The sequence below is a fragment of the Staphylococcus capitis subsp. capitis genome (assembly GCF_040739495.1).
In the GTDB taxonomy this organism is placed as follows: Bacteria; Bacillota; Bacilli; order Staphylococcales; family Staphylococcaceae; genus Staphylococcus; species Staphylococcus capitis.
The window spans coordinates 132,506-147,157 of sequence record NZ_CP145263.1; the positions used below are offsets into that span (position 1 = coordinate 132,506).

The following is a 14,652-nucleotide window of genomic DNA, read 5'->3' on the forward strand; positions in this document are numbered from 1 at the left end:
CTTATGATTTGCATTGGGACTACCAACCCAATTGTGTTTTTACATTTCACTGATAAGTATTACATGAACAAGTCAATATTACAAAAACACTTAATTTATAGAGCTCTTGAAGCAAGTTAATTTAATCCTCTTATGCGCGTGTATTCGGTATTTTTGAAAAGTTGAGCAAAACTTGATATAAGTATATGTAAAGTACATAAACTAACAAGAATATTAGAAAAATGAAATCAGGTGATACGATGTTTCGAAGAATACTATATATAACAGGCACGATAGGATTAACATCATTACTTTTAACTTCTCAAAGTTATGCAGTAGAAAAGCCCACACCTCTAGTCAATAAAGAAGAAAATGCTAATATTTCAACTCAATATGAACCTCAATCACTCACGCTCACTACAAAACAAGGTCAAATTTTATACAATTACAACGAAAATAAAAAAGTAGATCCTGCCTCTTTAACTAAAATGATGACAATGTATTTAACATTGGATGCAGTTAAATCAGGAAAAATACATATGAAAGATAAAATAAAAATTACATCTAAACAAGCGCAATTATCTCAAAAGTCTAACCTTTCTTCGGTACCGTTAGAAGCAGGACAAACATATACTGTTAAAGATATATTGAGCCAAACAGCTTTAGCTTCAAGTAATGCTGCTGCTTTAATTCTAGGCGCAAAGGTATCAAGTTCGACTTCTACTTTTACAGATAAAATGAATCAGCAGGCCAAAACATTTCACATGAAAGACACACACTTTACAAGTCCAGCTGGAGCAGATACTGAGTTATTAGGATCTAGCGCACCTCAAAAGTATAAGAACCAAGGGAAGACTTCCAGTACGTCTAAAGATATGAATATCATGATGTATCACATGATCAAAGAGCACCCTGAAATACTTAAAACCACACAAAATAAATCAGATACACAAAAAGGACAATCATTTGAATCTACGAATTTATCTTTGAAAGGTCAGCCGAAATATTATAAAGGGACTGACGGACTCAAGACTGGTACGAGTGATTCCGGATATAGTTTAGCTTTAACCAATAAGCAACATGGTTTGAGATTAAATGAGACGATTTTAGATGTTACACCATATCCTAGTGAAACAGCTAAATTAAATCGTAATGAAATTGCGAATGATATGATGAAATATTATCGAAAGCAATATGAATATAAAAAGGTGTTATCTAAAGGTGAACATCAAATTGATGGCAAAAAATACACAGTAAAAAAAGACTTATATGACGTCGTACCTAAACATAAAAAATGGTATATTGCGATTAATGATAAAGGGAATGCTTACGTTCACTATCAACGACATTTTCTTGATGGTGCTTCTTATCCATCGGTAAAAGCTGAAAAGAAAAGTAGTGGCTTATTTGGATGGTTATCGCATTGAATAATGCGATAACTTTTTTATTGATCTACAAAAGCGCTATATCTTATTTATTACTTATGATTGCAAAAAGTGTGGTGCATTCACTATAAGACACTCGATGAACGTTCAATATGATTGCGCACAGTGTCCGCACTGTAATGAAAACAGCAATACGTGTTTTTAATGCCTTTTAAACTTAATAAAAGGATAGCAAGTTAAAGAAACGAATTGAAAGAGGGCATGAACCTTGGATTGTTCCTAAAACAAATTCACCCAAAACTAGACGTAAAAAAGCCATACAAGGAAGATCTTGGATGGCTGGACATTAATGATTAAAACCTCTATTATAATTTCTTCTGAAGATTCATAATCATTCTTGATAAATAGATGAGGGATTGCAAAACTATCTTTATATAGATGTGTTTTCAATCCCTCTCTTTTATGAATATAGTTTAGAACTTCTTTATATTTGTTTCTCTGATACCATTGATTATTTTAACTACCTCTATAGTTAACTCATCGACAGATCGTTCTTGACCTTCTTTAAGCCAAGCATAAATGATACGTAATATACCACCTGCTATAAATTCTTTATAAACTTCTAAATCAATAGTGAAACGTATACCGTGCCTTATGTCGAAATTAACTTGTCTCTCTACACCTTTATAAAGTTGCGTATAGACGATACGTGTCACTTCATCATAATACGAAATAGTAAAGATACTTTGAATCGTTTCTCGATTTTCAATTAAAAAATAAAGCGTATCTCTGACGATATTTTCAAAATATGATTTAGGCTGTTTGACTAATAAACTCTCTGAATGAGATTCATGCAAACTATTGGAAAAGTTGGCTAAGACTTGGTTTAATAAATCGTATTTATCACTATAGTGACGATAAAAAGTAGAGCGTCGTACCATAGCACGATCACACAAATCTTGAACTGTAATCTGACTAAAATTTTTAGTTTTAAGTAATTCTAAAAATGAATCCATTAGAGCACGTTGTGTCTTCTTAACACGTAAATCATTGCTATTCATTATTGTTCACCTCATTAATCGGACACTTCAAAATCTGTGTGACTTAAGCGACATTTTTTGTATTTTGGCTACTCAATAAAATTGAAGCCGATGTATAATTATTGTTAGTTAAAGTCTCTGACTTATTAATTAACTAAAGTATAGTTATAGTTTACTACTGTTATATGTGATAACAAAATATATAATTTAGTTATACAAATATTTATTCGTAATTAGAGAAGGGTTGTTAAAATATAAGAAGGAGATTTTAAATGATCAAGTCAGTATTCACTTGGCTTTTATGGGAAAGCATTTAATCGAGAGGGAATCATGACGAACATAATTATTCATCATGATTTTCTCTTAATTTTCACCTTTAGTATGATAGTTATGCACGCCATCAAGTAGGGTCACCATTTCTTTAGTTAACTCATTGATCGAACGTTCTTGACCATCTTGAATCCAAGCATACATTGTTCTCAATATTCCTCCGGTTATAAATTCAGCAAGTATTTCTATATCGACATCGAACTCAACGCCGTGCTGTATTTCAAACTGTATTTGTGCTTTCATCCCTTCATATAATTGTTTGAATATAATATCGGTCACTTCATCATAAAGCGCTAATGTTAATACATTTTGAACAATAGACTTATGATTATATAGATATTGTAATGATTCGTGAATGACCTTTTCGAAATGAGCTCTAGGATTCTCAGGGTTTAATGTTGAGAAATGCTTCTCTCTTACTCTGAAAATTAATTTTCGTATTAATAACTTAAGCAAATCGTATTTATCATCAAAACGTCGGTAAAACGTTGAACGTCTTACGAGAGCTTTATCGCACAAATCTTGTACTGTTATTTGATTGAACTCTTTTGTTCTTAAAGTTTCAAATAAAGCATCTAATAGAGCTTTTTCTGTTTTTTCTACACGCAAATCTTTACTCTTCATTATACACCTCTAAAAAAGAGACATTTTTAATTAAATGTCACATAAGTATCAGATAGCTTAATTTGGATATACATTGTTTGAATTTAAGTTGGTATAATAATTTAATTAACATGTTCAAAGCAATGGTATTACTATGTAAGCCATACTAACTCATTTAATTGGGCTTTGTGGGTTAGTATGTTTTGTGTGGTAATTAGAGTATACTTTTTTATTTTTCTCAAAATCACTTAAACAGCTTAATTGCTGTATCCCTAAATTTTTGTGTATTAATGTAGTCAAGTATCTCTAGTTATTGCGTGTGTAAAGCAAAATGCTGATCGTTATCGATTGGTATTTTGCTTTTTTTGTGGATTTTTAAAAAATGTATCGGTGAAAGTTTTAATATTTATAAGTATTTAATAAATATATGTATAACTACTTTTAGAATAATATATCCAGTAGATTCAAACAAGGCGAATCGTCCCTTTAACCACATATTTCACACGTTTTTTTAAAATTAATATTTTACTCAAGTGCAGAAGGAATACATCATTATAAAAATGTTCACTTGATGAACGACAATATATTAAACAATAGTAAATTTGAAAAATTTAGATATAAAATAAAATTTTAGCTCGACGTTGATTAGATGATAAATCATCGCCGAGCTTTTTCAGTTAAAGGATATATCTTTTTAAGTGTTTAGCGGTTACTGAATTTTTAATATTTAAAAGTCCCGCAGGCTGACCACTATACAATAGTTGTCCACCTTTATCTCCAGCATAAGGGCCTATATCGATAAACCAGTCAGCTTGTGTCATCATCGTTAAATTATGTTCGATAAGAATAACCGTGTTATGATCGTCAATTAAATGATTGAAGCAATCAATCAGTACAGGTAAATCATCTTCATGAAGCCCCGTCGTTGGTTCATCAAAAATAAAAATATGATCATGTACATCTTCAGTTAAATAGCGACTTAGTTTAACGCGTTGAATTTCACCGCCTGACAATGTATCTAAAGATTGTCCTAATGTCATATATTGAAGTCCTGTATTAGCCAAAGCTTGAAGCGGACGAGTGATACTGTCTTGACCTTCAAATTGAGAGATGGCTTCACTTACAGTAAGGGCAAGTATATCTGCGATAGAATATCCCTCTACCTTCGCCTCTAATACTTCAGGGCGATATCTTGTGCCACCACACATTTCACACACTTGAGAAAAGTCTGGCATAAATACGAGTTCGGTCTTAAGTACGCCTTTACCATTACATTCAGGGCAAGCGCCCTCAGAATTATAGCTAAACATACTTTTCTTCATACCAGTATGTTGACTAAAGAAACTTCTTACCTCATCGAAGATATCTAAGTATGTGAGTAAATTAGAGCGATTCGATGCGTGAGGCGGTTTCTGATCGATGAAGATAGCACGTTGCTCTTGTTCAAAGGCTGCTGAGATAAGGGAACTCTTACCTGAGCCAGCCACACCAGTAACTACGGTCATCGCATGTTTTGGTAATTGAGTTGAAATATGATTTAAATTGTTACGTGAAATATTCTCAATATTAAACATGTCATGAGTTGCTTTAGGATGGTCTTTAAGTTGATGTGTTCTGTTTAAAGCTTGACCTGTGCTCGTCTGAGATTTAAGAAGGTCTTGATAACTTCCTTCAAACATAATCTCTCCACCATCTTTGCCTGCATTCGGACCTATATCAATAATGTGGTCAGCCGTTTGAATAACATCAGGGTCATGTTCAACAACGATCACCGTATTACCTTTTTGTTTAAGTGATTCAATCATGTCATTAATTCTCTGAATATCTTCTGGGTGAAGTCCTACACTCGGTTCATCGATGATGTAAACTAAATCACTTAATGGACTATTTAAATGATGAATAAGTTTTATCCGTTGAGATTCGCCGCCAGAAAGCGTTGTCGTTTCACGAGATAACGTTAGGTAATTCAAACCTATATAGCTTAATGCTTGTAATTGCTGCTTTAAAGGTTCGATAATCACTTTTGCTGTGTTTGAATCTATTTTTTCTAGAAAATGAACAGCCTCATCAATGGGTAAATCTGTAAATTCAGCAATGTTTAAGCCATTGATTTTACAACTCAACACTTTATCATTAAGCCTTTTACCATGACATGAAGGGCAATCATGCTTAGTAACGACTCGATCAATATCCGCTTTGAAGCGTTTCTTCTCAAAGTTATCATTTAGTAAGAAAGAGCGTCTGAAACGATGAATTAGACCTTCAAATTTAGCTGTTCTAGGCCAATTTGATGGCGGATTCTTCAACTTTGTAGGTTCAGTGTATAAAAAAGTGTCCAATTCTTCTTTTGTATAATCTTTTAACTTTTTATCATTATCAAATAGACCTGTATAAAGATATCTTTTACCTCGCCAACTATCGGGTCTAAACGACGGGAATTTAATGGCATCTTCATTGAGCGATTTATCAAAATCAAGTAACTCATTTAAATCAATGTCTTCAACATAACCTAATCCTGAACATGTTTCACACATACCTTTTGGATTATTAAATGAGAAAATATCAGAATAACCAACAAAAGGTTCTCCTATTCTTGACCATAATAATCTCACAGAAGCATAAATATCAGAAATAGTTCCTACCGTCGAACGTGAATTACCACCTAGGCGTTTCTGATTAATAATCATTGCAACGGGAAGGTGATTGATTTGATCAACGTCTGGTTTTTCATATTGTGTGAGTTGATGTTGAACATAACTTGAGTATGTTTCATTTAATAGACGTTCAGATTCAGCAGCAATGGTATTAAATACTAGTGAAGACTTACCTGAGCCTGACCGCCCTGTAAATACAATTAATTGATGTTTCGGTATATTAACATCGATATTTTTTAAATTATTTTGTCTAGCGCCTATGATTTCAATTTGTGACATGGAATTCACCTCATTACTTAATACATACCCCAGGTACACTAAAGTATTACTACTGTTCAAGTCTATCAATCGTGATATTAAGATTAAAATATTTCTTTAGAAAATACTTATAATTGTGGGACGATACCTCACATTTTTCTTTAGAACTTTGTGAAGTTAACGTAAGACTTTGATGTGTCATCGTCGCACGTCCAAATGACTGTGGTTGTGTGATTAATAGCTGCTTAACAAAGATAGAGTTTGGATTACTCTCGTTATAAATGATTTTATCGCTGAAATCTTGAATTGATTGAGGCTCTAAGTAGGCGTGATATAGAGTAGTCCATTTATTATTTTTCAATTTTTGAACATGATAGCAGTCTTCTTTGTAAAAAATTGCGCGAAATTCTCCATTTATATCAGAAATACTCACTGGTTGAGACGGATGTGAAATCGGGATTGCATGTAGAGGTAAGTCACCAAACCCAACGTCTGTCACATAATAAGTATCATTTAAAATTGTGTATAAAGACATATGTGAGCCTTCTAAAGCAACACCGCCATCTGGAGTATGAACTGTTCCAGAAGCTCGATGGACAGCAAAACCTTTTTTCTCTAAGTACGTTCCGAACAAGTGGTTCATTTCATAACAGAACCCACCGCGATGTTGGTTTATAACTTTGTCCAATAAATCATCAGTATTAACAGAGATCGGAACTTGATTTTGAACGTTAATATTTTCAAATGGAACAGTCATCATATAGCGTTCCATAAAATAATCTAGCGAGGCTTTATCATTATTGTCATAACGAGAAGAATCAATATTTAAATAGCTTTCAAACTGCGATAGTTCCATATTTCTTCCTCCTACAATTTTTATTTTCACACTCATCTCTATTTTAAAAAAGACACCCATTAATATGTAAGTTTATAGGTTTAATCGGCTTTATAATGCTTGATTTAATTGTGTATAATTATTGACAAAATTGCAATTATCTCGTAATATTTGTTTTAAATTAAATCGAAAAGAAAAGTGTTTTGATTCTTATATACTTTTTATATAAAGAGTGTGTGAGAAAAATTTTTCATAATAATTGGAAACGCTTTCTTAACGATGGAAAGGATGGTCATTATGGAAGCTATTAAAGCGATATTTAGCAAGATCTTTGAATTATTACCACGCGCAATCGTAAATCTATTTATTTAGAAATACGCTATTGTGGAGTTCATTTTTCAAAAATAAACAAATAGAGAGGTGCTTACTATGAAAACAAGACAAAACAAGTATAGTATTCGTAAATTTAGTGTGGGGGCATCATCCATCTTAATCGCAGCTTTATTATTTATGGGTGGAGGCTCAGCACAAGCGGCCGAACAAAATCAGGAACAGGGAAATCCTGAGAAGGCAACAGCACAATCTATTGGGGATGAAAATGAAGATTCAAATGGGCAACAGGCGACAGAGGATGACACGTCTCAATCAGCTAAAGAAACTACGTCTGAACAGCCAAATGTTGAAAAAGATAATAGCGAAAATGCTAATGATAATCAAACAAGCTTACATAATGAAAATAATCAAAACACTGAACAACAAGATTCAGAAACTGAAGAACAAGATACAGCACAAAATACAGAACAAACGAAGTCTACTGAAGAACAAGGTAAAGAGGAACAAACTTCTGAACAAGATACAACTCAAGATTCAACTAAGTCATCAGATGAACAAGTGGAATCTAGTGAGGATTCACAGGTAGATAATAGTAAAGAGGACGCAAATCAAGAGGATGCTGACCAAGCGGACTTAAAATCTGAACAAACAGAAGAACAAACGGATGTTCAAACACAACCAACAGAAAAATCTGATGAAGATAAATCAACTCAATCTAAACCAGAAGTGAATCAAAATCAAGAAAGTGAAAAAGATTCATCTGAGACTCAAGATAATCTAAAACAAGACAATCCAAAAACTGAAGATAAAACAGAAGAAGTATCAAATTCACAAAAAGATTTACAAAAAGATACTCAAAATAACCAACAAAAAGACGACTTATCTTCAGATAAAGAGACAACTCAATCAGACAGAGCAGTAAAAAATCAAGCTAAAGAGGAAACTGAAGCGTCTCAAACTGATAAAGATCAAACTCAAACTGCGACTGCAACTGCAACAAAACCAAAAGCATCACAACAAGATAAAGAAAATGATGCAGAAGAACAGCAAAAAGTGTCAGCGCAAGACGAAGCAACTTCAGAAGAGACTCCAGCTGAAACAGATAACCACAAAACTCAAGCATTGAGTGTAAGTGACAAAGCAAATCCTAAATCTGAGAAAGATGAATCATCTAACAATGACAAAGATTCTAAAGATGGATTAGGTACGCTTAAGAGTAATGCTGTAGCTACTACAAATAAAAATTCTAAGCAACAAACAACGAAACAACAGAAAGATCAAACAAATAAAGCGGCTAAACAAAGCCAATATAAAAATCATGACCCAATCATTTTAGTTCATGGTTTCAATGGTTTCACTGATGATATCAACCCTTCAGTGCTTGCACATTATTGGGGCGGCGATAAAATGAATATCCGTCAAGATTTAGAAGAGAATGGTTATAAATCTTATGAAGCAAGTATTAGTGCATTTGGTAGTAACTACGATCGCGCAGTTGAACTATATTACTATATTAAAGGTGGCCGTGTAGATTATGGTGCTGCACATGCTGCGAAATATGGTCATAAACGTTACGGTAAAACATATGAAGGTGTATACAAAGATTGGAAACCAGGCCAAAAAGTTCATCTTGTTGGACATAGTATGGGTGGTCAAACAATCCGTCAATTAGAAGAGTTACTAAGAAACGGAAATCCTGAAGAAGTCAAATATCAAAAAGAACATGGTGGCGAAATTTCTCCATTATATAAAGGTAATAATGACAATATGGTTTCTTCAATCACAACTTTAGGTACACCACATAATGGTACGCACGCATCAGATGAATTAGGTAATGAAGCGCTAGTACGTCAAGTTGTGTATGATTTAGGAAGAGCATTCGGTAATAAAAATTCTCGCGTAGACTTTGGATTATCACAATGGGGTCTTAAACAAAAACCAAACGAATCACGTATTGATTATGTGAAGAGAGTTCAAAAATCTAAATTATGGAAATCTAAAGATAATGGTTTCAATGATTTAACTCGTGATGGTGCGACTGACCTTAACCGTAAAACATCATTAAATCCTAATATTGTTTATAAAACATATACAGGTGAATCTACGCATAAAGGTCTATTTGGTAGACAAAAAGCAGATTTAAATCTTTTCTTCCCATTCACGGTAACTGCCAATGTTATTGGTAAAGCTAAAGAGAAAGAATGGAGAGAAAATGACGGTTTAGTATCAGTTATTTCTTCTCAACATCCATTCAATCAAAAATATGTTGAAGCTACAGACCAAAATCAAAAAGGTGTATGGCAAGTGACACCAACTAAACATGACTGGGATCATGTGGACTTTGTTGGACAAGATAGCTCAGATACAGTACGCTCAAGAGAGGAACTACAACAATTCTGGCATGGACTTGCAGATGATTTAGTTCAAAGTGAAAAACTGACATCAACTAAAAAAGCATAACGATGAAACATGAATTTTAAAAAATTATTTAAAAAGGAGTGAATCCAATGACAGGTGATGTATTCCAATTAATCGGCTCATTTTTCAAAGTCTTAAAAACATTATTCTCATAATGAGATAACTGCTTTACATAAAGCCTCCCACAGAGATCCAGTTATTATATCTCTGTGGGAGGCTTTTTCAACATTAGTGTGATTTCCAACTAGGTTGATAGTTATTAAATTGTAGCTTATACGGTTGTTTGCCAATAACAAATCTAAAAATATAAAATTCTCTTAACATCATGCCAACACCAATACATATTCCGATAATCATTAACAAGGAAACCGCTAAGAAGACGACCGTGTTATCTTCAAAGATATTGGTATAAGCAAATAGTGAATCTAAGATAATTGGATGTAATAAATAGATGAAAAACGAAAATGCGCTTATCATTTGAACCGTGTTTAATAGCATCGTTTTAAAATGCGCACAAATGCCAATAAGCACAAAGAACATAATACTATTGTATAACGTAAGTGAATAAGTGAAGCTGGTTACATTCCAATAATCATCACCTGAAAGTGCTATAAATAATACATATGAACCTAAAGCTAACATAATCATGATAACGAGATATTTTTCTAAGAATGATAGGACACGTTGATAGTTATATCCTATGAAACCACCTAAAAAGAAATAGAAAATCCATCCTAATATCATCGTATTTTCACTTAAAGGATAGTAATGTTTTACAAATGTATGGAAAGCATCACTATGATTAAAGTAGTATAAAAATGTTTGTTGTACTACAAATGCTAATACTAATAATATCTTACTGTTAAACAGTTTATAATTAATTTTATAAATTAAATAAGATAATATGAAGAATTGCATGATGATAATGATGAAATAACCATACCATTGCCCTAATATTACATTTTCAAAAAATTGCTTTTTGAAAGAAGAAGCAGTCAATAATGATTCACTATAACTATAGAATAATCCCACTAATAAATATGGAATAAAAATATATTTGAACCGAGAAATCAAATATTGTACGCTTACAGATTTATAATTTAATGTTGTTAGCAACTGTGATAATACAATAAAACTTGGAGTTCCAAAGATAACAATATTCCGAATATAATATTGTAGAACAAGAGAACTCCCTGACAAATGTTCATGTTCTAGTGTGATTTGAGTCAATAAGTGTGTCACTATAATAATGATGCAAATAAAAGTACGTAAATATACTAATTCAAGTCTATTTTTATTCATGGAAACCGTCCCATTTCTTAATTAAAGTTTCGAATGCGTCGTTACTTACTAAAATACGTGGAATTTTATAATTATTATCATGAGGAGTGACTGCTTGCTCCTTCAATGTAAATCCGTATTTCATACCTGCATCTTTAGAAGCTTGAATTTTACTATTATTGATTAGACCGTAGGGGTAAGCAATGGCATGTTGTGTTTTACCAAACTTCGATTTTAGTTCATCTTCACTTACTTCAATGTCTTTAGTAGCAGACACATTAGACGCCTCTAGAAATTTAGATTTATTTCCTTTCTTAAGAGAATGTAAATCATTCGTGTGTGTTTCAAAGTCCCAAAGTCCTGAACGATACATTTTTGATAATTGAGGCTGCGTGATCATATCCAAATTATGAAAATTCTTCTCTCCAACGTGTCCTGTAATCACGAAGCCAGTTGCAGGAATTTTATATTTTTTTAGTACTGGATAAGCATTTTGATAAATTGTCTTATCCATATCATCGAAATTTATCCATACGCTACGCTTTGGAAACTTCCCTTTCTGTTTATACTTCAAAAACTCTTTCAAAGTAAGAAACTTTGCATCATGTTTCTTAAGCCACTTGATTTGTGATTCAAATTCTTTATCTGTCACACTATAATTTTTAATTTCCTTACTACTAGAGAAAATCGTAATAAAGTCATTTAACGGGTCATTTTTTCTCACTCTGTGATAGTTTAACGCTAAAGCGCTATTCTTCTTATACTTTAACTTCTTGTGGTCTTCATCGGCTTGTGCATAATGATGAAAGCTAGGTGTTACATTCGTCATTACTAACATCACTACTAAGCTAATGAAGATGAATTTGAAAGGTTTCATACTTCACGACCTTTCTTAATTTTTTGGAAAATCAAACTATATGTGAAGAATAGGAAAATGATAATTGAAAATAATCCCATTAATTCAAAAATCTTATAAATTTCAATATTCTCCACGTTAAGAGCGATACGTATTGTTATCACACTTTCCACTTGAGAATTGATTAGCGTTCCGATATATACAATCATAACGACTACGCAATAAATCCAAAATGCACAAGATATCGCAATGAATAAGCTCTCCCTAACTATATTCAACGACGATTTTACCGTTGGATATTTCCTCTGTCTGGGCTTGACCATGTAGCATAGCCACCTTTCTTTCTTTTTAATGCTTTAGGAAATGCGAAAATGACAACGGCGGCATTGATAATCCAATAGATTGTCGGATACCAACTCACAAATATTAAACCAGCGATATTTTTCTTTTCGTAGCGACTGTCTATAAACAAAGCAACTGTAAATTGAATAATATTGATAAAGGTCATCGTAAATGATGATAGGAAAAATATTGAAAAACTATACTTCAAATATGTGTAATCTAAGAAGTTTGCTGTCATTAATAGAAATGCTAAGTACAGCAAAATCATATAAACCCAAATAATTGAAAATATTTGTTCAAACATGAGGATATAGAGCGATAATTTCTTAGATTTCATTGTTGCCCAAAAATCTCTTAATAGAACTTCATGTCCACCTTGAGCCCATCGCAAACGTTGTTTCCATAGCCCCCCAATTGTTTCAGGTACTAACATCCGACACATGGCACGTGGTTCATAATTAATACGAAAATCTGCAAGATGCAGTTTCCACGAAACAGCAATATCCTCAGTAATCATATCAGTATCCCAGTAACCAACTTCTTTAAGTGCACTTTTTTTAAATAATGTAAACACTCCAGAAATAGTATTAATGGCACCAGCAAGTGATTGACTACGTTTGATACATCCAATTAAGCTTGCGTATTCTATCGTCTGAATTTTCCCCAATATAGAACTTTTATTGCGTATACGTGGATTACCTGTAACAGCACCTAGTTTAGGATCTTGTTTAAAGTTATCCATCATATAATATGGCGCATCTTGATTTACGATTGTGTCTGCATCCAAACACATGATGTAATCATATGAAGAATGTTTGACGCCTTCGTTTAAAGCGTTAGCTTTTCCTCTATTAACCTGTAAATCAACAAATTTAAAGTCGTGATGTTGCTTCATCTCATAAATAATTTCAGCGGTATTATCTGAACTACCATCATTTATGATGATGATTTCTTTTTTTGGATAGTTGAGAGCCAACACATTTGACAGTGTATCTCTAACAGTTTCGCTCTCGTTGTAACAGGCCAGCAAGAAAGAGATACCTTCAATCTGGTCCTTGTTTTTAGAGATTACTTTTTTCTTACTAAAAGGTAATTCTTTAGTGAAAAAGTAATAAAACGCCCCAACAATCCAGTAAATGGACATAAAAATGGGGTAAAAAAGTAAAAAGTTAAAAAATTGCAACTTATCTACCTACCTTTCGTTAGTTAGGTTGTATCGCATATCTAATCGAAAGTGTTTCAATTTGCAATAGAATGTTGTTATACTTGAACAGTAATATTTGTAATTTTAACTTAATTTTCCTGTAATATAACGAATTTAAATTAAATAAGGGGGAGATTTTAGAATTGAAGAATAAGATTATTGATAATGCAATAACCTTATTTTCTGAAAAGGGGTATTACGGTACTACACTTGATGATATCGCTAAAAGTGTAAACATCAAGAAAGCGAGTTTATACTATCATTATGACAACAAAGAAGAAATTTACCGTAAAAGCGTAGAAAACTGTTTTAATTACTTTAAAACTTTCATTCTTGAGAGCAACAACGATTCTAACTACTCTATAGATGGGCTTTACCAGTTTTTATTTGAATTTATATTTGATATTGATGAAAGGTATATCAGGTTATACGTCCAATTATCCAGTGCACCAGAAGAGTTATCTTCAGAGATCCATAATCATCTCTTTGGAGTTAATGAAGTGCTAGATAGTGAAATTATAAAATATTATGATCCCTCCAATATATCTATGGGTAAAGAAGATTTTCAAAATTTGATACTCCTTTTTTTAGAGAGTTGGTATCTGAGAGCGTCCTTTTCACAAAGATTTGGGGTTACTGAAGAAAATAAGAATTGCTATAAAGACCAAGTACATTCTTTATTAAATGTGTTTATAAAAAAATAATTTTGGTAACTAGTATGTAATAAATCTCTTATTTTTATAAGGAATTGCATTGCATATTTTTTTGAAACCAAAAAATAGTTGACAATATATAAAAATTGAGACTCTAAAGTTATAGCTAATAAAATTCGAATTTTATATAATTACTTGGAGATTTGAATAATTCAAATTTAATAAGAGTTGTTCATAAGTGTGATTTTAGTATTTCAAAATTTGATCGTGAACCTAGTTATAGTTAAGTTAAAATTATAGAGGCTTAATTAAGATTGTTAAATTCATATATAATCGAAAACAGCCTATAAACATGAGTCATAGACATTTAGTTAATAAAATTTATAATATATTTGAGCATCTACAATCGTCATTGTGGGTGCTCTTTTTTTAAAATTTTTAAAAATAAAAGTTAATTAAGCAATTTAATTACAAGTCAATG

11 protein-coding genes are annotated in these 14,652 nt (G+C 32.3%); 3 read left to right on the plus strand and 8 right to left on the minus strand.

Annotation, left to right across the window (positions count from 1 at the left end):
- The first annotated feature begins 239 nt into the window (after positions 1 to 239).
- A complete protein-coding gene (gene pbp4 / locus V6C74_RS00710) occupies positions 240 to 1,406 on the plus strand; it encodes a penicillin-binding protein PBP4 (protein WP_002454236.1) in 1,167 nt (388 codons plus the stop codon).
- A gap of 431 nt (positions 1,407 to 1,837) precedes the next feature.
- On the opposite strand, the gene V6C74_RS00715 is transcribed toward pbp4, so the two are convergent.
- The 4 genes from V6C74_RS00715 to V6C74_RS00730 form a co-directional block, all read right to left on the minus strand.
- Positions 1,838 to 2,425 (minus strand): TetR/AcrR family transcriptional regulator, encoded by a 588-nt coding sequence (locus V6C74_RS00715; protein ID WP_002435036.1) that lies wholly within the window; start codon positions 2,423 to 2,425, stop codon positions 1,838 to 1,840.
- A gap of 342 nt (positions 2,426 to 2,767) precedes the next feature.
- Positions 2,768 to 3,358, minus strand: coding sequence for a TetR/AcrR family transcriptional regulator (locus V6C74_RS00720; protein ID WP_016898499.1), 591 nt, complete (start codon positions 3,356 to 3,358; stop codon positions 2,768 to 2,770).
- A 656-nt stretch (positions 3,359 to 4,014) separates the two neighbouring features.
- Complete coding sequence (locus V6C74_RS00725; protein ID WP_002454233.1) at positions 4,015 to 6,270, minus strand: excinuclease ABC subunit UvrA; 2,256 nt, start codon at positions 6,268 to 6,270, stop codon at positions 4,015 to 4,017.
- 49 nt (positions 6,271 to 6,319) lie between these two features.
- Positions 6,320 to 7,105 carry an arylamine N-acetyltransferase gene (locus tag V6C74_RS00730; RefSeq protein ID WP_002454232.1) on the minus strand — a complete coding sequence of 262 codons (786 nt, stop codon included), beginning with the start codon at positions 7,103 to 7,105 and terminating at the stop codon, positions 6,320 to 6,322.
- 408 nt (positions 7,106 to 7,513) lie between these two features.
- Here V6C74_RS00730 and V6C74_RS00735 point away from each other — a divergent pair, with 408 nt between their 5' ends.
- Positions 7,514 to 9,877: a YSIRK-type signal peptide-containing protein gene (locus tag V6C74_RS00735; protein WP_103175470.1), complete on the plus strand. Its 2,364-nt coding sequence runs from the start codon at positions 7,514 to 7,516 to the stop codon at positions 9,875 to 9,877.
- Positions 9,878 to 10,063: 186 nt separating this feature from the next.
- Here the strand turns inward: V6C74_RS00735 and icaC are convergent, their stop codons facing one another.
- From icaC to icaA, 4 genes are read right to left on the minus strand one after another with little or no spacing between them, the layout of a single operon-like run.
- The gene (gene icaC, locus V6C74_RS00740) at positions 10,064 to 11,137 is read right to left on the minus strand and encodes a polysaccharide intercellular adhesin biosynthesis/export protein IcaC (protein WP_002454230.1); all 1,074 of its coding nucleotides are present in this window, start codon (positions 11,135 to 11,137) and stop codon (positions 10,064 to 10,066) included.
- Complete coding sequence (gene icaB / locus V6C74_RS00745; protein ID WP_002434961.1) at positions 11,130 to 11,993, minus strand: intercellular adhesin biosynthesis polysaccharide N-deacetylase; 864 nt, start codon at positions 11,991 to 11,993, stop codon at positions 11,130 to 11,132. Before icaB ends, icaC begins: the two co-directional genes overlap by 8 nt.
- Positions 11,990 to 12,295, minus strand: a complete 306-nt coding sequence (gene icaD / locus V6C74_RS00750) for an intracellular adhesion protein IcaD (protein WP_002454229.1) — start codon at positions 12,293 to 12,295, stop codon at positions 11,990 to 11,992. The genes icaB and icaD overlap by 4 nt, the downstream gene beginning before the upstream one ends.
- Positions 12,259 to 13,497, minus strand: a complete 1,239-nt coding sequence (gene icaA / locus V6C74_RS00755; RefSeq protein ID WP_103175471.1) for a poly-beta-1,6 N-acetyl-D-glucosamine synthase IcaA — start codon at positions 13,495 to 13,497, stop codon at positions 12,259 to 12,261. Before icaA ends, icaD begins: the two co-directional genes overlap by 37 nt.
- Before the next feature lie 164 nt (positions 13,498 to 13,661).
- Here icaA and V6C74_RS00760 point away from each other — a divergent pair, with 164 nt between their 5' ends.
- Positions 13,662 to 14,222, plus strand: a complete 561-nt coding sequence (locus tag V6C74_RS00760; protein ID WP_002454227.1) for a TetR family transcriptional regulator — start codon at positions 13,662 to 13,664, stop codon at positions 14,220 to 14,222.
- The last annotated feature ends 430 nt before the right edge of the window (positions 14,223 to 14,652 follow it).